Origin of the sequence: Streptomyces sp. NPDC058534 (genome assembly GCF_042717365.1) — a bacterium.
GTDB lineage: Bacteria > Actinomycetota > Actinomycetes > Streptomycetales > Streptomycetaceae > Streptomyces.
Window position 1 is genome coordinate 34,706 of sequence record NZ_JBHXNW010000062.1, and the last position, 17,715, is coordinate 52,420.

Consider the following 17,715-nt stretch of genomic DNA (forward strand, 5'->3'; position numbering starts at 1 on the left):
CATGGCACAGCCGAAGAAGCCCCGCACGTCCCGCCAGCCCAACGGCGCCTCCACCATCTACCTCGGCAAGGACGGGCGTTGGCACGGCCGCGTCACCGTCGGCGTCAAGGACGACGGCAGTCCGGACCGCCGCCACGCCAGCCGCAAGACGCGCGCGGAGATCACCAAGGTCGTACGCGACCTGGAACGCCTGCGCGACGCCGGAAGCGTCCGCAAGGCCGGCCAGAACTGGACGGTGGAAACCTGGCTCACGCACTGGGTGGAGAACATCGCCGCGCCGAGCGTCGGCGAGTACACGATCGACGGCTACCGAGCCGCCGTCTACCGCCACCTCATCCCCGGCCTGGGCGCCCATCGCCTGGAGAAGCTCGAGCCCGAGCACATCGAGCGGCTCTACAAGAAGATGCAGGAGGCCGGCAGCGCCGCCGGCACCGCGCACCAGGCCCACCGCACCCTGAACACCTCCCTCAACGAGGCTGTGCGGCGGCGACACATCACCCTCAACCCCACCTCGATCGCCAAGGCGCCGAAGCTGGAGGAAGAGGAGGTCGAGCCGTACACCATTGAGGAGGTCCAGCGCCTCCTGCTGGAAGCCCGGAAGCACCGCAACACCGCTCGCTGGGTCATCGCCCTCGCGCTCGGCCTGCGTCAGGGCGAGGTCCTCGGCCTGACGTGGGAGGACGTCCACTTCGATGCCGGTGTGATCCGTGTCCGGCAGAGTCGCCTGCGGCCCCGCTACAAGCACGGCTGCGGTGATCGCTGCGGCCGTAAGTCCGGGTACTGCCCGCAGAAGGTCAACATCCGTAAGGAGACCAAGGGCACGAAGTCCAAGGCGGGCAAGCGCCCGATCGGTGTCCCCGAGGAACTCCTGAAGCTGCTCCGGCAGCACAAGGAGGAGCAGGCCCGCGAGCGAGTACTCGCCCGTGACCTGTGGGTGGAGAAGGGGTACGTGTTCACCTCGCCGACCGGTGAGCCGCTCAACCCCAACACCGATTACCACCGGTGGAAGGACCTGCTGAAGGCATCCGGCGTTCGCGACGGCCGCCTCCACGATGCTCGCCACACGGCCGCGACCGTGCTGCTCATCCTCGGCGTCCCCGACGCCGTGGTGGACCGGATCATGGGCTGGGAGCCTGGCAACTCCGCCCGGATGCGACGCCGCTACCAGCACCTGACCGGTCGCGTCCTGAGGGACACGGCCGCCAAGGTCAGCGGACTGCTGTGGCCTGTGTCCGGTGACGGAGGAGAGGAGGCCACCGCTGGGGCGCCCGCTCCCGGCGGGGTGCTGGTGTACGTCGCTCGCATCGGCGAGTACCTCGTCCCCTTCCGCGATCGCGGGCACGCCGACTTCCTCGTGGAACGCTGGCGCTTCGAACGGCCAGGGCAGATGGCGGAGGTCGAGGAGTGGGACGGGGCTGGTGCCCCAAGCGCTGTTCGTGACCGCCTGCCCGACCGGCGCGTTGTCCACCATGCCCACGCCGCCTTCCTGCCCGGCGGGGCGCGTGAGCCGGCTAATCGTCCCGATCCGTGGTCCGTGGACGCCTGGGAGTTCGAGACGGATCTCTACACCGACCAGGTGGTGCGCTGGGGCACAGCTCGCCGGCTCGGAGGCGAGATCGACGTTCGGGCGAGCGGCACGGACGAAGGAGCCGTGACGGCTGCCTTTGCCGCTGCTTGTGCACAGGCTGTGGATCGCGCGAAGGATCCGGGGAAGTACGGCGACAGCGAGGAGCGGTAGCCGGAGATGAAGTGGGTGGGGACAGGCTCGCGAGCGGGCGGGACCGTCTGTGGCGGCAGGAAGAGGCGGTGAAGGCCGGGCACCGGACACTCGCCAAGGTGGACGCGATGACCGGCACCGAGTTCGAGGACCTGGTCGCAAGCCTGTGCCGACGGGACGGCTGCACACAGGTGCGACGGGTGGGCGGTGCGAACGACAACCGCGCTGACGTCGTCGGCCGCCTCCCGGACGGCCGGAGCCTGGTGATCCAGTGCAAGCGCTACGCGCCGACCAGCACGATTGCGATCCGTGAACTGCGCGATCTGCTGGGCGCCAAGGTGCACTTCGGCAGACCTGGCCGTGTTCGTCACGACCACGCGGTTTAGCAGCCCCTCAGAGAGGTTTGCCCTGCAGCACGGAATTCTTGCCGTGCACCGGGATCACCTCGGGCTGTGGAACAACGGGGCCTCTCTGCTGTCCCTGAGTGAGGTGAACGGCCAAGGGCAGGGTGACTCCCGTCACCGAGCGCGCTGGAAGCAGGCGTACGAGAAGTAACCGGCCTCGGGTGGCGCGAGGCCGGATCACGATACTCAGCCACTTTGGTGCCGTACGCCTCCGGGCCGCGTAGATAGAGCACGGCTGTACCGCCGTGCTCACCGTCATCCAGAATCCCTCGGCAAGGGGCTACCTGATTGCTACCATGCACGCCGGACAGGCAGCGGAGACCGTGTGCTTCACGGAGCTCGGGTTTCCGCGCTCGTCATCGTCGTCGGCCCCGATGCCGGGCCTGGCCGCTGCAACGTCTCGTCGGCGTCTCCTAGGCTGAAGAGAAGCGCCAGGACGGTCATGACGCCCACTGCCGCTCCGATCGCGCCCACCAGGTCTCCTCGGGTGGAGGCACCGGTATGGGTCCGCGTGGTGTGCTTGTAGACGGCGAGCCCGACGACGCAGCCGATGACGAGGAGCATTACGGCTTCGGAGGAGATCTGTACGGTCATCGCTGGCCTGCCTCGAAGAACTGCGGCCGACTGATCTTCCCGCTCGCCGCGAGCACGCGAGCGGTTCCGCGGAGGCGGCGCAGCTGTCCCTCGACCGCGCGGGCGCTCATACCGCCCAGCAGAGCACCGATTTCGCGCTGGTTCAGCTCCGGGCGGCGCAGCATCAGCGTGCAGATGGCAGCAGCCTCCGGGGTGGCCTCGCTCAGTATCCGTCGCAGCGTGTCACGCGAGGCGACCGTTTCAGCGGGGTCGTCGAACAGACTGAGTTGACCGGGGAAAACGGCGTCGGTCTCGGTGAGGTTGAGGAGCCCGTAAGCCATCACCTTCACTTCCCGGCGCCGCTTCCGGGACCAGGTCTTGAAGACGTCGCCGAAGGCCATGACGCATCCGCCCACGAAGAAGGTGAACATGCTGGCGCCCTTGTCCGGGTTCCATTCGCCGCCGCGCAGCGAGCGCTCCAGGAAGCGGGGTGCGGCCGCCGTCACGCTGTCCACGGCCAGGGCTTCGCGTACCTCTGAGGTCCGGGCGAGGATGGACAGTTCGACCTCCGAGGCGTCGAAGGCCACGTTGTAGCGGTGGCAGTGACTGGAGATGGCACCCGTGCGCATCCATGCCGTCAGGGTGCGGATGCCGTAGGTCCACAGCTCCTGGGCAAAGACGTCGTAGCGGGGGCCGCGGAACTCCACCCGCAGCAACTCGTCGTACAGCCTCCGGTCCTGAATGAGGGTCGGGGGAGGCGGATCGTCCCCGTCCTCGAATGGGATCTTCACCTTCAGCTCGGCCTCGTCGCCCCTGCTGATCATTTTGAGCAACACCAATCCTCGTACGGTAGTTGTAAGCCTGGCGACTCATATGGATGCGAAGACTCGAGACCCCACACTTTGCTGCGACTTTTTTTGGCGCTGCCGATAATTTCTTGGCGCTGTGCTTCGGCGGTCAGCGATGGCAGGACTTGGACCCGATGCCGGTCATCGATGCCGCCGTGGTCGGATCGCCTCCGATGGGCGGCAAGTACCCGACGCTCTATCTGTCCGGCCCCAGCAAGCAGGCCAACCGGATCGCCGAACTCTTCACCGGCACCGATGTGCGGCCCACGTCCTGGGCGGCACCATCGGCAAATCTGCTCAGCCACGCAGCTCGCCGAGGTCCGACCCCGTCCGATCACCGCAACTGAGACCAAGCACGACGAAGGGCCCCACCGCGAACGGTGAGGCCCTTCGACATCGTGCCCGGTGAGGCACTGGCGGAGGATACGAGATTCGAACTCGTGAGGGGTTGACTGAGCGGATCCAGGAGGGTGTGCCGAACGGGGCTGAATGCAACCCCCGTCGAGGCCGTCAGGAGCCCAGACCCGTGCGACGCACGCGCATGCAGGTCCCTGACGGTGATGCATCCGCAGTCCAGATGGGCGGGCATTCTCATTGAGATCGTCGATGACGAACAGGTCGCTTCGCCCAGGAGCCTGGCCGTACGGCGAACAGCCGGGATGCCCCATGTCAACCCGCTCGTAAGCGCCGACAGTCTCCGGCTTGCGGACGCACCAGGACCGATCTGAAGCACCGACTGCCTCAGTCCGAAAGGAGCTACACTCTCTCGCTACGAACAGAGAAGCGCTCAGTAACGGACGTGCTCACCACGGTAGTTGGCGTTGGTGGGCGGCAACCCTGCAGCGGCCCGGGACAGCTGGGTGGAAACCAGCTCTTCCCTCGATGGCCTGTCTCGTCACCGGTCTGGCGTGGACGGTTTCACGCGGTAGCCGTCGTGCCCGCGTCTGCCTGTTCTCCAGGTGGGAGTGTCTTCCGCGCAAGTGCTGCGGAACACTAATGAACGACAGGAATCTCGTTCATGAGTTCCTCACGCGTACAGATCACGTCCGAGGACGGCAGCGTCCTGGACATCGAGCACGTCCCCCAGCCGCTCCCCATCCCGGAGCCGAAGGAGCTGGGAACGCTCCGGCGGGCCATGCGGGACAACCCGCGGATCAATCTCTCGCTCGAAGCCATCGAGGCTGCGACGGGCGTCTTCCTGGACGTACCCCGGCTTGTTCTCCTGGCCACCCACAAGAACGGCGTCGACGGCCTGGGCACCTTCTACGCCGGGGCCACCGCGCTGTACTTCCTCGAAGGTGTCGCCGATGCCGCCTCTCTCTCCACGGTGCTCGGCAACCCGAGACTCTCGCACCTCGTCAACGCCCCCACCTCGCCCAAGCCCACCGGGGTGGTCGACGACTCCGGCCACCAGCTCGCCCAGCTGAGGGTGGATTTCGCCAGCCCGGCAGAAGCGCGGGCGCTCGTGGAGGCCGTGGCCATGGGGACTCTGCGGCAGGAGGGGGCCGACTACAGCGACTCGATCCTCAGCAACGGCGTAATGACGCCGGTCGAGGCGGTCATCTCGGAGGCCCACTACGACGACGGGAGCCCGACGACGTACATCGCGGGCCTGTACGACGGCATTTCCAGGGCAGTGAGTGCCGGCCGCGCCCGGCTGCACGATCCTGCCGCTAACGCGGCCGAGATGGTTCGACGGGTCGCGACGTCCTTCGGCGACACCTTCAACGCGTCCCGCGCGGCGCGCCGACGCTCGTACATCCGCGACGCGGAGCAGTACAACGCAGCCCTGGAGCGGGACGGCCTGAGCATGCCCACCTTGCGTCAGTTGCAAGCGCGCCGCATCCCACTGCGCCTGGTCGTCGGCGCCGTCATCTCCGAAGACGCCGCGCCTGACACTCTGCCGGCCGCGATCGCCACCGCCCAGAGCGCTCGGCACATCAGCGTGAACCCCTGGAGGGACGCGGCTCAGGACGCGATGACCGCGCGGCGCATGGTCGGCCATCTTCTGGCCCGGGGGCTGATCAGCCAGACGTTCGCCACGCTCGCTGCCGAGGACGGACTCACCGTCGACGACGTCAACGTCCTGGTCGCGGACTTCGGCCTGGAGCGGCACTCCGTGTGCGACCCGGACGGACGCCTGACGCCGCTGTGGCGGGCACTACTGATTGTGCACACGTTGACTCGGCCGCACATCTTCGTGGAGGCGAAGAGGTTCATCCGCAGCGACCGTGGGTTCGGTCAGGTGCGTGACGAGCGGTACGCCGGATTTCTCGGGGTCCTTATCGACCTCCCCTGGCGCGCCGTCAAGCCGGATACCACGGACGTCGCCCGGCGTGCCTGGCGCAACGGCGGTGCCCTGACCCCGGAGGTGTTCCAGAACTGGACGCCGGTGGTCGGCTCCCCGGAATCCGTGCGCCTGCTGGCGGACGACGGTGACCACAACGCGGTCACCACCCTGATGGTCCTGGCGGGCACCGCGCTGATGGCGGACGCCGTCCTCACCCGAGACACCGGCAGCAAGGTCGATGACGGCCGTGTCCCGTACCGAGCCACGCCCCCGGCGCTCCTCTCCCCCTGGGCCGCCACCTCCCACGGACGTCGGCAGGCGCAGACCGTGCTAGAGACATTTGACCCCACCAAGGCCGGCGGCACCGGCGAGGGCCGCTCGGTCCAGGCGGACTACACGTACCTGCACGTGGACTCTCAGAGCCAGCCCATCCCGGATGGCGCTGCCCTGCAGACCCTGCGCGAGGGACACCTCTTCGAGCAGGCCGACCCCGACCGCAGTGCCAAGGAACGGCGCAAGCTCCGCGCAGCGCAAGCGGCAACGGCCGGGCGAACACAGTCCCGAGAAGACCGCAACGAGCAGCGCCGCATCGACCTGCTCGACAACCTGGGCCAAGCGGTCAGCACCGTGAAGAACCTGATCACCGAGGCCGCCGACTTCCCCAACCCGCTCAAGGAACACCCCATGGGCAGCCGGGCCGACTGGCAGGAGGTCCGGGAAAACGTACGCGCTCTGGAAGACCTGCTGATCGATGTCCGGCCTCCCGCCGAACCGCACCCCGGCCGGACCCCGGACGCGGACCGCACCCAGACCTGACAGGCCACCACCCAGCCCACTGAGAAGAGGCCCCGGGGGCGCCAGCACTTGCAGCGGCCCCCTGGGTGGTACCTGCCTGCCGGACCCGAGCGGGCCAGGGCAGGCAGGCTCCGAGCCTGTAGGAGAAGCCCAGCAATGATCACCATCGACGGTCTCCGCGCCGCCATTCTGACGGCCGGACTCGTGCTCTGTTACTTCGTTCACAAACACACGACGGACAAAATCCCCGGTTCCAAGGGGAAAGGCGACATCGTCGGCGCCATCGGTGCCGCTGTCGCTGTCGTGATGATGCTTTGGGCGCTGTTCGGCGGAATAGACAACACCGCACGTGACGCAACGACCCCCACGCAGCCCTCGACCATGACCACGGCGCCGGTCAATCAGCCCGCGCCGGCACCCTCCCCGTAAAGCTGGAGGCGTCATGGCAAACGGGCTGCCCGGACCACAGCAGTTGGTCCGGGCAGCCCGCGCTGCGGATCGAGGGCTGGAAGGCCCTATCGCTGTCGGAGGATGTCCCTTAGCTTCGCCGCCTGCTCCGCCATCCCGTGCTTCCAGGGCGTCGGGTTCTCTTCGGCGATCTCGCGCCAAAGCGCCGCAGTCGCTGCCCCGAATGCCGTCAGCACCTGAGGATCGGCGTTCTCCCACGACGGGAAGTGGCTTGCGAAGGCCACCGCGTCCTCTGCTGAGTGGCCGGCGTCCATGAGCCGCAGGGCCAAGGCGCCCGGGTCGATCCACGCCGCACCGCGCGTTGGCCACGCCCAGTCGATGAGGCAGGCGCGTCTGTCGGCGATCAGGACGTTGTCCGGTGCGAAGTCGGTGTGCAGCAGTGTGTCGCCGCTGAAGTACTGCAGTGTTCCGGGCGGGGCGTAGTCCGCCCAGCGGTCCACCGCGTCCTTGATCCCGATGTCGGCCGGGGCGGTGACCTGTTGCAGTTCGGTGAGTGCGGCTGCCACGAGTGCCAGGTCGGGTGAGCCAGGGCGTGGGCACGCCGTCCGGAATCCGGCGACGATCGCGAAGGCCCCGCGCCTCGAAGAGGACGAAGTCGAGCCCTACTCGGTCGAGGAGGTCCAACGCCTCGTGGCAGAGGCGGGGAAGCACCGCAACGCGGCCCGCTGGGTCATCGCCCTGGCGCTCGGGCTTCGTCAGGGCGAGGCCCTCTTCGTTGAGCGCGGTACGGAGGGTGCGGTGGACCTGGTGGGCGGTGCCGGCGGAGCTGCCGATCGCCTGCATCTTCTGGCAAAAGCGCACCGACCTTCGTGCAGCCGGAGCATCCACCGGTGCGGAGCTGTAGGGACTCGGCGATGGCGCCGAGTCGGGGGAGGGCGTCAACGCCCTCGGTGGTAGTCGGCGTGGCGGCCGTTCAGGACCTCGTATCCGAGAAGGCTCCAGCCGCCGCTCCGAGCCCCATGAGGAACAGCGCGTGTCCATGTCTCGCATCCCCTTCGACCAGCTCCCCGCCGACGTCCGCCGAGCCGTCACCGACAAGACCGGCGCTGTGCGCCGGTCAAGGAGATGGGGCGGGAACACTGGGAGGCCAAGGCGGGAGGCGGAGACCAGCTCATCCGCCACGAGATTCCCGACCGCCGGATGGTGCACCACGCTCATGCCGTGTTCCTGACGGGAGGTGAACCGCTCAATGTCGGGACTCCTGCCCGATGGTCGACATGGGCGTGGGACTTCGAGCCCGATCTGGACACGGACCTGCCAGTCCGCTGGCACACTTCTCGTCGGCCAGGCCAGGAGATCGAGGCCCACGTGCGCGGCATGGACGAGAACGCGGTCTCGTCGGCCCACGGGGAGGCGTGCGCTCAGGCAGTGGACCGGGCGCGGAATCCCTCCACGTACGGCGATGGGCAGAGTTAGCGGCCCGCAGGGCGGAAGAACGCGCTGCGAAGGAGAGCAATGGAGGCCCTACGGCATGAAGTACAAGAACGAAGCCGAGATCATGCGCGCGCTCGGAATCGACACCTGGAGGCACCTCTCCAAGGAGAAGGCGGTCAGGTTCGCGGCCATGATGCCTGACATGGACACCGAAGTGGCCATGAAGATCGTCGAACAGTTCCCCGAGTTCAGGAAGTTCGCCACGGATGCCTTCGGCGCCATCGAGAAGGCCCACGAGGCCACTCTCGCGGACGGCAGGCATAGCCTGGATCAGGTTTACCAGGCCCTCCGGGCGAACCGGGAGATCTTCGAGCGGGAACTCCACAGGGGCGACCTGACCTGGGAGCAGAGGAAGCACCTCCTCGAACTCATCCAGGAAACGGCAAGACTTGCTTCTCAGAAGGACACCGAGCACAAGCGCCACGTGGACGGTCTGCTGAAGAAGGCCATGGTCGGTGTCGGTTCCGCGCTCGCTCTGGGTGTGGTCTTCGTCGGAGGCAGGATCCTGGTCCAGGGCAAGGAAGAACCCGATGACTCCGAGGAGTCGTGAGACCCGGCGGGCGGCGCCGGTCCGTGATCTCGGTGACCGTCTCATCGACCGGGCCGCGCTGGGCTATGACTCCCGCTGGGCGCGGGGGCGTTGTCAGTGGTGTGCGTCAGACTCGGAGCACGGTACACACCCGTGCCGGCTGTCTGTCCACGCACCGCACCCCCGCCCGCAAGGAACGGTCATGGCACATCTGCACAAGCAGTTCGACGACCTGCTCACTCTGATCAACGTAGATCCCGACGTCCTCGCGGCGACGCGCGAACGTCTGGTACTGGCCCGCATGTTGGCCGAGCAGCACCCCGAGGGCCGTACGTCGTACAGCTCGGGTTCGATCCCCGTTCGCACCCACATTCAGCCGCACGCGGGAGCCGTCAGCGATGGGGACGGCGGGATCATCCTGGACCGTGTCCGGCACCCGAAGCTTGGTCCTGACGGAGAAGGAGAGGCTCCGCACACCGTCACCGACGAACTTGTCGCGTTCATCGGTCCGAAGCTCCGCGACCCGGAGCGCACCCCGTTCTACCCCAAGGCGCGGGTGTGCACGTCCCGGCGGGGCCTCAAGATTCACTTCGGCGCCCCGGTCAACGGCACGGATGTCACGGTCGATCTCATCGTGGCGCTGCGCCGCCGCGATGGGCGCGGACTGTGGATCCCCGACCTGGAGCAGGCCCCGGGCTCCACAAGGGCATGGAGTGCCAGCGACCCCCAGGGCCACGTAGAGCTGCTGACGTCCGGCGCCGACGCCCTGCGGCGCACCCGGCGCCGCGCCATCCGCATCCTCAAGGCGTGGAATGCTCAGGCCGCGAAGCCAGGCTTCTCCTCACACCAACTCTCCGTTTGGTCCTACGAGTTCGTCGAGCCGGGAATGGGCCTTGTCGGCGCGGTCCACACGGTGCTGCTGGAGGCCGCCCTGCGCCTCCAGCGCGGCGAGCCGACCAAGGATCCGCGCTCTGTCTCGCCCGACCTCAAGCCGCTGATCCCCGACGCGGACGCCGAGCGGCGGCTGCGGGTCGCCGCAGACAGGCTCGCGAAGGCCCTAGCCGACCCCGACGACATCGACACGGTGGCGGAGGTCATGGAGCACCTCTTCCCCAAGACGATGCGTGAACGCGAGCGCGCCTTCTCCGCCGCCTCCACTCCCCTGAGCACCACTGCCAGCCTGGGTCTGGCGGGCACGAGCCTGCTCATCCCGAAGACGCGCTCGTGGCGGGAGGACACGGTCGTTGAGCGGTGACGGGCGTCCCGCGCGCCGTCCTTGGTTCGCGCGTCCCATGGCCCGCGCCAAGCTGCTGACCGGGATGCGTTCAACGGGGCTCGACGTGCGCGAGGTGGACAAGCCCGCCGACTTCGCGTCTGGGTTCACCGTCCAGGTCTACCCGCACGTGCGGATCCTGCCCTCACACAGTCTCCGCATCGTCTTCGCCCCCGGCGATCCGGCATTCCCCCGCGTCCACGCACGCGGACCCGACTGCCCCGCCCACCGCAACCCCGACGGTTCCCTTTGCCTCTGGTACCCGAAGGACGCGCCCTCGCGCCGCTGGTCGCCCGGTGACGGCGGGCGGCTCCTCGTCGCGATCATCGTCCGCCACCTGCGCTGGGAGTCTGCCTATCGCGCCACCAGCATCTGGCCGGGCTTCGAAGCACCCCACGGCCACGGTTCGCCGGGCCTCGACGAACAGGACCACATCATTGGCTGACGCGATCAAGGACTTCGGCCCCTACGCCGCCGTTCTCGCCGCACTCGTTACCGGCCTCGTCCTCGGCGTCCAGGCGCGGATTGGCCGCCGCGCCCAGCTACGGGAGCGGAAGCAGGAACTGTTCGCGAGCGCGTATGAGGTGAGCATCCAGTACGCGGAGATGGCCTACGCCGTGCGGCGCCGCCGCGCGGACGCCGCCGCAGAGGAGCGGGTCCGCCTGTCGGAGCAGCTGCGGGAGATTCAGTCCAGACTGACCTGGCACGAGGCGTGGGTCCGCTTCGAGGCTCCGGAGGTGGGCGCCGCGTATGACGAACTCGTCGCCCGTACGCGGACGGTGGCCGGACAGAGCATGAAGGATGCGTGGCGCTCGCCCCCAGTGGCGGATGACACGGCGATGGTGATCCCGACGTCGGTCATCGACCTGCGGGCGCTGGCGGATGTCCGCGAGCGATACATGGCCGCGGTGGAAGCGCACCTTCGCCCCCGGGGCCGCGCCCGCCGGCTCCTCCCGCGCCTGCGCCGCGCCATGCCACCCCCACCCGTGCCCGCTCCCCCGGCCGGTGGGACGGCCCCCGGTGCTCCCGGCGGCCCCGCCGGCGGCTCGCCGTGAGACGACACGCATACCCCCGTCCCCGGCCGGCACTGGCCCTGGACCCACGTGATCACCGAGGCCCTCGAACGGCTCGCACTCCTACCGAACCCCGGTGACCAGCAGATCTACTCGTTCCTACGAGAGCCCCTCACCACCCCGGAGCAGTGGAACCCGGCGCCACCCCGAGACGACATTTGGGCCCCCGACCTGCCCACCCTCTACCCACCACACGAAAACGGCCGACCGACTCCGCCGGCGGACCGTCACGCAAGATCGAGGTAAGGGGCCCTCGCCCCTGCGAAGGCATCCGAACACCGGGCCTCGACCAGGCTGGTCGAGGCCCCGCGTCTTCCTAACCGGGGAGCCCAAGCTCCTTCAGATACGTGAGGCGGGCAGTTATGGCTGCTGAGAAGTGTCGCCAGTCAAGGCTCTCCACCAGCTCCGTGGGCTTGGGCTCCTCGGCCGATGATGTGACGTAGCAGGCGGCGTCGTACAACTGCTCCGCCACGAGGCGCTCACAGAAGATCCCGAAGCGGTCCTGGTAGGAGGTTCCACACCATGGTGAGTCGATGGGCAACGCACCCTTCGCGATCCTGACCGGGTTCCGCGACTTCTGGTGGTCTTCCATGATGAAGAAGTAGCCGAGCCAGGGCTTCTCCTTCGGATACAGGTCAGCCAAGGCTGCTCGTCGCAGGTCCACCGCGCTGCCGAGCGCTTCCTCGACCCTGTTGTTGTAGTTGTTGCCGAACGAGGGGCCACCCAATGCCTTGAGCTCGAAGGCTGCGACAAGGACGCCCTCGTGGACGACCACAAGGTCCCACTGCTTCTGGGGGCGGTAGTAGCCGGGAAGTTCGAGTCCTTGCTTCTTGGTGACCCGGATGCTCTCGGGCGGGTAGCCGGCTTCGAGGAAGAACTTCGACAGGAGGAACGCGATCGCGTCGAAGTGCTTGCCACCGCGTACGGATCCGGCTGTGCCGGCGCCGACCGCAGCCTTGATCGCCGACTGTTCGCGCTGGAGCTTCCTGGCATCCCAGTAAGTTGCTATCGCGTCCTCGAAATCCTGGCGAGTGACCGTCAAGATCCGTCCTCCTAGTCAGGCAGTTCGGCAAGTCCGTAGACGCGCAGGGCGGCCTCCGTGGCTGCCCTCACGTCTCGCTTGTCGAAGGCTGCCGCCAAGGCGTCCCGGTCACGCTCGTTGATCGCTTCCGGGTGGGGGACCCGGATCTTGCGGAGGTACTGGGCCTGGAAGCGGAGGGTCCCCCCTCGCATCTTGACCGCGTACGCCTCCACGAATGCTTCCGCGACCTTGGAGAGCAGCAGACCACCCAGCACGCGCATGTCCCAGACGTCCGAGACGATGAAGTACAGGTTGTGGTGAGGGTACAGTCCGCCCTTGTCGAGTACCGGATGGATCGTCAGCTTCATGTCCGGGAACAACAGCTTGGGCCGCCGGGTCAGCTTGTGATCGACCTTGTCGATGGTCTTGTACCAGCGGTGCGGCTGCTTGACCGCCACGTAGCGCTTGCGCAGCGCTGCGCCGTTCTCCTCGAGATACCGGGCAAGCCGCGGATACGCAGTGAGGTCGACCAGGTCGCCGCCGGCCGACCAGGGATTGACCAGGTAGGTGCCGTTCCAGTTCAGGGTCCCGCTTGTGGTGTCGCGGACCATAGCCATCGGCAGCAGCCGATCATCCTCGATCAACTTGCCATCGTTGGTGAGGAAGATCTTGTCTGCGCCTGTCGCGATCCCGATGCCGACCCGGGTACCGGTGCCGTCGTTCTCGAGCAGTTGGAAGCGCTCTGTCAGCTCTTCGAGCACAGCCAGCCGGGCTGGTGAGGCGCTCGGCCACGAGTCTTCGTCCGGGAACCAGTGCGGCATGCGAGCAGCCTGGAAAGCGTCCGTCGCAACCGCTTCGGTTCGATCACTCGCGTACCAGCGCGCGAAGTCGGTGGCTTGGAACGCATCGAAGGCTCGCGTGGTGTCCGCTGCTACGGCGGTGCCTTGGGGCCGCTTGCTGATGAGCGTGATGGCTGGGTAGGCCGAAACCTGGTCGTCGAACGCATCGACATCGTGCATGACCAGAGCCAGGTCCATGCTGAAGTTCTTGGTCACCAGTTGCCGGAGCCGCCGGCCGTACTGATTGCGCATCCAGCGGTCCGCGCAGATGAAGCCCAGCTGGCCTCCTGGCCTGAGGCTGCGGAGCGCGACTTCGAAGAAGCCGACGTAGATGTCCGCACGGCCGCCCATGGTCGGGCATGCGTGGCGGTAGACCGCCATCCGGTCGGCGGGGACGTCCTCCAGGCGGATGTAGGGCGGGTTGCCGATCACGTAGTCCGCGTGCTGGGTCGCCTCAGGCTGTAGTAGGTAGTCCCCCTGCTCGACCCAGGACTCCGCCACCTGCTGGGCTTCGGCTGGGTCCCAGCCATCGCCGACCAAGTGCTTCTCGACTACTTCGCGGCTCCTGCGGACATTGCGCTCCAGCAGGTCGAGCGCACGCACAGCCCCGCGTGCGTCACCGATGGGGCGGCTCTGCTCCCGGCAGGATGCACTGATCCGCGAAGCCACGGCTCCCAGAAACGCTCCTGACCCGCAGGCGGGCTCCACGAGTTTCAGATCATAGAGGGGCTTGTCCGCAGTGTAGCCCACCAGGTCGAGGATCAGATCGACGACCCAGCGCCGCGTGAACACCTCGCCGTGCTCCACGGCCTCCTCGGGAACCGAGGGGAGGGAGTGGAGGGCGGTGTCGAAGAACAGGGGAGTGGCCACGTCTTGACACTACTAGGGAGGATTCCGGCCACGAGAGTTATCCACAGGGGCGCTCGCGATCAAGGGAGTGATCTGCCTGCATCCGCGGAGTATCGGGCGCGTGCGTCCCGTGAGGTTGACGTGCATGCGTACCCGCGATGAATGAGAGTGTGCTCTGGCCCCCCGGAGGTATTGGCTCTCGCGAAGATCGATCTCTACGGGGCGAGATCCCTAACTGTCACCCGGCTGTGGAGCCCTCTGGATATGCTTGGTCGCGCTATGTGATCAAGCCTTCGGGGGAACGGATCCGCAGAGTGACAGAGGTCAATCCTTTCGCGCCGCCACCGGAGCAAGAGAATCGTCCCGCGTGGTCGTCTCTGGATGAACACCTGTGGCACTCATGCGAGATCGTCGCGGATCTCCTGACAAGTGGTCTTGCTCGCCGCCCGCTGATCGCCACGACGGCGCGCTTGGAACGCGGGGACCTTGCCCTTGCTGTCGGTCCCGGTCAGCGCTCGACCTGGCGAGCCCCCGGTAATGGGCGCTACCAGCACAGCAACGTAGTTGCTGTCGGCCCTCCTGCCTTCGTCATCGGGAGCCTTGTGGGTTCCGCTGTCGGCAACTCCGCCCGGCGGCGCCAGGCAGCGCGAAACGCCCAACCGCGATGGCTGGTCGATGGTCCGGGAGAGGTGACGATCACCCGGCAGAAGCTGCACTTTGCGAGTAGCACCATCGGGCTCGACCTCGATTGGAGGGCCCTCAGCACGATTGACCTCGTGAGCGTTGCTACGTTCCAGACGACCTTCATCGACACTCGCGGCCAGCAGGTGACGACGATGGTGCACACCCCATGGGCGTCTCTTGCCTTCGCTGTCGCCGCCATCACCGCGTTTCCCGCGCATCCTCGGCTGCTGAGCGGTGGATGGCTCCCTCCGGGGTTCGAGCAGAGGTGTGCCCGTGCGGGCCGGCCGTGCCGCCCCGCCACCGCACTTGCGGCGAAGCAGCACGGCAACTGAGACCAAAACTGAGACCACGCACGACGAAGGGCCCCACCGCGAACGGTGGGGCCCTTCGACTTCGTGCCCGGTGAGGCACTGGCGGAGGATACGAGATTCGAACTCGTGAGGGGTTGCCCCCAACACGCTTTCCAAGCGTGCGCCCTAGGCCTCTAGGCGAATCCTCCGCCGAGAACATTACATGACGTGGAGGAGTGCTTGCGAACTCGTTCTGAGCGCCCCACATCGGGTAACGTGTGGCCCAGCCCCTCACGCGGCGCTATCTGACTGAACTCCCCCAGGGCCGGAAGGCAGCAAGGGTAGGTCGGCTCTGGCGGGTGCGTGGGGGGCGTTCGCGTTCGCGGGGCGATCCGGTTGTCAGTGGACGCCTATAACCTCGTATGCGTGTCGTCTCTCGCGCTCTACCGCCGTTACCGCCCGGAGTCCTTCGCCGAGGTCATCGGGCAGGGGCATGTCACCGACCCGCTGCAGCAGGCGCTGCGGAACAACCGGGTCAATCACGCGTACCTGTTCAGCGGTCCGCGCGGGTGCGGCAAGACGACCAGCGCCCGGATCCTGGCCCGCTGTCTGAACTGCGAGCAGGGCCCCACGCCGACCCCCTGCGGCGAGTGCCAGTCGTGCCAGGACCTCGCGAGGAACGGGCCGGGGTCCATCGACGTCATCGAGATCGACGCCGCCTCGCACGGAGGCGTGGACGACGCCCGTGACCTGCGCGAGAAGGCCTTCTTCGGGCCCGCCCAGAGCCGGTACAAGATCTACATCATCGACGAGGCCCACATGGTCTCCCCGCAGGGCTTCAACGCCCTGCTGAAGGTTGTCGAGGAGCCCCCGGAGCACCTCAAGTTCATCTTCGCGACCACCGAGCCCGAGAAGGTCATCGGGACCATCCGGTCGCGTACCCATCACTACCCCTTCCGCCTCGTGCCGCCCGGCACCCTGCGGGACTACCTCGCCGAGGTGTGCGGCAAGGAGGAGATCCCGGTCGCGGACGGGGTGCTGCCGCTGGTCGTCCGGGCCGGCGCGGGGTCCGTCCGTGACTCCATGTCCGTCATGGACCAGCTGCTCGCCGGCGCCGGCGCGGACGGTGTGACGTACGACATGACGACCGCCCTGCTCGGCTACACGGACGGCTCGCTGCTCGACTCCGTCGTCGAGGCGTTCGTCACAGGGGACGGCTCGGCCGCCTTCGGGGTCGTGGACCGCGTCATCGAGGGCGGCAACGACCCCCGGCGCTTCGTCACCGACCTGCTGGAGCGCCTCCGCGACCTGGTGATCCTCGCCGCCGTGCCCGACGCGGCGGAGAAGGGGCTCATCGACGCCCCCGCCGACGTCATCGAGCGGATGCAGGCCCAGGGGAGGTCCTTCGGCGCAGCCGAGCTGAGCCGGGCCGCCGACATCGTCAACGAGGGGCTGACCGAGATGCGCGGCGCCCACTCGCCCCGTCTCCAGCTGGAGCTGATCTGCGCGCGCGTGCTGCTGCCCGCCGCGTACGGCGACGAGCGGTCGGTGATGGCGCGCCTGGACCGGATCGAGCGCGGTGTGCAGTTCTCCGGGGGCGCGGGCGCGCCTGCCATGGGGTACGTGCCGGGGCCCGAGGCGCACACCGGTGGCGGAGGCGCCGCCGCTCCGGTCGCGCCGGGCGGCGGGCCCGCGGCGGCCCGGGCGGCCGTACGGGCACAGGGTGGCCCGGCGGATCCGGCGACCGGTGCCGGTCCTGGTGAGGGCGAGGGCGGCGGCTCCCACGGTGGTGGGCAGCAGCCTCATGCCGCTCCCGCACCCGCACCCCCTCACGCATCCGCACCCGCTCCCGCCGCCGAACCCGCTCCGACCCCCGCTCCCGCTCCGACCCCCGCTCCCGCTCCTGCCGCCGAGCCCGGTCCCGCCCCCGCGCCGGGTGCCTGGCCGACCGCGGCACCCGCCGGTGGCGGGCGGCGGCCCGGAGGGTGGCCCACGGCGGCACCGGCGGGCGGCGGACAGGCCCGGACGCCGGCCGCTCCCGGCCTCGCCGCGGCTCCGCCCGCCGCGTCGGCACCCGCACCGGCCGCCTCCACGCCTCCGCCCGCCTCCCCGCCGCCGGGCGGAGGGGTCGACCCCCGCTCGCTCTGGCCCAACATCCTGGAGGCGGTCAAGAACCGCCGTCGGTTCACCTGGATCCTGCTCAGCCAGAACGCCCAGGTGACCGGCTTCGACGGCACCTCCCTCCAGATCGGCTTCGTCAACGCCGGCGCTCGCGACAACTTCGTGAGCAGCGGCAGCGAGGACGTGCTGCGCCAGGCCCTGGCCGAGCAGTTCAACGTGCAGTGGAAGATCGACGCGGTCGTCGACCCCTCCGGCGGTTCGGCACCTCCGCCTCCCGCCGGGCCCTCCGGTGGCCACGGCGGTTCCGGCGGCGGGGGTGGCGGCTTCGGCGCTGGCTCTGGCGCTGGCGGTGGCGGTGGCTTCGGGGGCGGCGCGCCCGCCCAGCGGCCGTGGGGGGCGCCCCCCCCCCCCCCCCCCCCCCCCCCCCCCCCCGGGGGGGGGGGGGCGCCCCCCGCGGGGCCGCGCGGCCCCCCCCCCCCCCCCCCCCCGCGCGCCCCCGCCCGCGCG

Annotated in this window: 16 protein-coding genes, 1 tRNA gene, 1 other RNA gene and 1 pseudogene; 12 read left to right on the plus strand and 7 right to left on the minus strand. The window is 68.5% G+C overall.

Features of this window, described 5'->3' with window-relative positions; all coding sequences use genetic code 11:
- Position 1: 1 nt before the first annotated feature.
- Together ACFWR9_RS30690 and ACFWR9_RS30695 are read left to right on the plus strand one after the other, a co-directional pair.
- Positions 2 to 1,738 (plus strand): tyrosine-type recombinase/integrase, encoded by a 1,737-nt coding sequence (locus ACFWR9_RS30690; protein WP_383847534.1) that lies wholly within the window; start codon positions 2 to 4, stop codon positions 1,736 to 1,738.
- 11 nt (positions 1,739 to 1,749) lie between these two features.
- Entirely contained in the window at positions 1,750 to 2,103 is a 354-nt protein-coding gene (locus ACFWR9_RS30695) for a restriction endonuclease (protein WP_383847536.1), read from the plus strand.
- 348 nt (positions 2,104 to 2,451) lie between these two features.
- On the opposite strand, the gene ACFWR9_RS30700 is transcribed toward ACFWR9_RS30695, so the two are convergent.
- The gene (locus ACFWR9_RS30700; protein ID WP_383847538.1) at positions 2,452 to 2,715 is read right to left on the minus strand and encodes a hypothetical protein; all 264 of its coding nucleotides are present in this window, start codon (positions 2,713 to 2,715) and stop codon (positions 2,452 to 2,454) included.
- Positions 2,712 to 3,533 carry a hypothetical protein gene (locus ACFWR9_RS30705; RefSeq protein ID WP_383847540.1) on the minus strand — a complete coding sequence of 274 codons (822 nt, stop codon included), beginning with the start codon at positions 3,531 to 3,533 and terminating at the stop codon, positions 2,712 to 2,714. The genes ACFWR9_RS30700 and ACFWR9_RS30705 overlap by 4 nt, the downstream gene beginning before the upstream one ends.
- 38 nt (positions 3,534 to 3,571) lie before the next feature.
- Here ACFWR9_RS30705 and ACFWR9_RS30710 point away from each other — a divergent pair, with 38 nt between their 5' ends.
- The 3 genes from ACFWR9_RS30710 to ACFWR9_RS30720 all read left to right on the plus strand — a co-directional run bounded on the left by ACFWR9_RS30710 (position 3,572) and on the right by ACFWR9_RS30720 (position 7,056).
- Complete coding sequence (locus tag ACFWR9_RS30710; RefSeq protein ID WP_383847542.1) at positions 3,572 to 3,889, plus strand: hypothetical protein; 318 nt, start codon at positions 3,572 to 3,574, stop codon at positions 3,887 to 3,889.
- Positions 3,890 to 4,560: 671 nt separating this feature from the next.
- Positions 4,561 to 6,648, plus strand: a complete 2,088-nt coding sequence (locus ACFWR9_RS30715) for a hypothetical protein (RefSeq protein ID WP_383847544.1) — start codon at positions 4,561 to 4,563, stop codon at positions 6,646 to 6,648.
- Between the two features lie 135 nt (positions 6,649 to 6,783).
- A complete protein-coding gene (locus tag ACFWR9_RS30720; protein ID WP_383847546.1) occupies positions 6,784 to 7,056 on the plus strand; it encodes a hypothetical protein in 273 nt (90 codons plus the stop codon).
- Positions 7,057 to 7,142: 86 nt separating this feature from the next.
- Here ACFWR9_RS30720 and ACFWR9_RS30725 read toward each other — a convergent pair whose 3' ends face one another.
- Positions 7,143 to 7,601 (minus strand): hypothetical protein, encoded by a 459-nt coding sequence (locus tag ACFWR9_RS30725; protein WP_383847548.1) that lies wholly within the window; start codon positions 7,599 to 7,601, stop codon positions 7,143 to 7,145.
- Positions 7,602 to 7,626: 25 nt separating this feature from the next.
- On the opposite strand from ACFWR9_RS30725, the pseudogene ACFWR9_RS30730 reads away from it, so the two are divergent.
- The 5 genes and pseudogenes from ACFWR9_RS30730 to ACFWR9_RS30750 all read left to right on the plus strand — a co-directional run.
- Positions 7,627 to 7,806 (plus strand): annotated as a pseudogene (locus tag ACFWR9_RS30730) (site-specific integrase); the annotation flags it as partial.
- A gap of 760 nt (positions 7,807 to 8,566) precedes the next feature.
- Positions 8,567 to 9,079 carry a hypothetical protein gene (locus tag ACFWR9_RS30735; protein ID WP_383847550.1) on the plus strand — a complete coding sequence of 171 codons (513 nt, stop codon included), beginning with the start codon at positions 8,567 to 8,569 and terminating at the stop codon, positions 9,077 to 9,079.
- Positions 9,080 to 9,260: 181 nt separating this feature from the next.
- Positions 9,261 to 10,313, plus strand: a complete 1,053-nt coding sequence (locus ACFWR9_RS30740) for a hypothetical protein (RefSeq protein ID WP_383847552.1) — start codon at positions 9,261 to 9,263, stop codon at positions 10,311 to 10,313.
- Positions 10,314 to 10,350: 37 nt separating this feature from the next.
- Complete coding sequence (locus tag ACFWR9_RS30745; protein WP_383847554.1) at positions 10,351 to 10,776, plus strand: hypothetical protein; 426 nt, start codon at positions 10,351 to 10,353, stop codon at positions 10,774 to 10,776.
- Positions 10,769 to 11,386, plus strand: coding sequence for a hypothetical protein (locus ACFWR9_RS30750; RefSeq protein ID WP_383847556.1), 618 nt, complete (start codon positions 10,769 to 10,771; stop codon positions 11,384 to 11,386). Before ACFWR9_RS30745 ends, ACFWR9_RS30750 begins: the two co-directional genes overlap by 8 nt.
- Before the next feature lie 334 nt (positions 11,387 to 11,720).
- On the opposite strand, the gene ACFWR9_RS30755 is transcribed toward ACFWR9_RS30750, so the two are convergent.
- From ACFWR9_RS30755 to ACFWR9_RS30770, 4 genes are all read right to left on the minus strand, one after another.
- Complete coding sequence (locus tag ACFWR9_RS30755; RefSeq protein WP_383847558.1) at positions 11,721 to 12,446, minus strand: PaeR7I family type II restriction endonuclease; 726 nt, start codon at positions 12,444 to 12,446, stop codon at positions 11,721 to 11,723.
- An 11-nt stretch (positions 12,447 to 12,457) separates the two neighbouring features.
- Positions 12,458 to 14,134: an Eco57I restriction-modification methylase domain-containing protein gene (locus ACFWR9_RS30760; protein ID WP_383847560.1), complete on the minus strand. Its 1,677-nt coding sequence runs from the start codon at positions 14,132 to 14,134 to the stop codon at positions 12,458 to 12,460.
- 377 nt (positions 14,135 to 14,511) lie between these two features.
- The gene (locus ACFWR9_RS30765; RefSeq protein WP_383847562.1) at positions 14,512 to 14,829 is read right to left on the minus strand and encodes a hypothetical protein; all 318 of its coding nucleotides are present in this window, start codon (positions 14,827 to 14,829) and stop codon (positions 14,512 to 14,514) included.
- Between the two features lie 379 nt (positions 14,830 to 15,208).
- Positions 15,209 to 15,296 (minus strand) — tRNA-Ser (locus ACFWR9_RS30770).
- A gap of 74 nt (positions 15,297 to 15,370) precedes the next feature.
- Here ACFWR9_RS30770 and ffs point away from each other — a divergent pair.
- An RNA gene (gene ffs / locus ACFWR9_RS30775) (signal recognition particle sRNA small type) lies at positions 15,371 to 15,465 on the plus strand.
- Between the two features lie 48 nt (positions 15,466 to 15,513).
- Positions 15,514 to 17,715: DNA polymerase III subunit gamma and tau (locus tag ACFWR9_RS30780; RefSeq protein ID WP_383847564.1), on the plus strand; the 2,202-nt coding region annotated here is incomplete at its 3' end.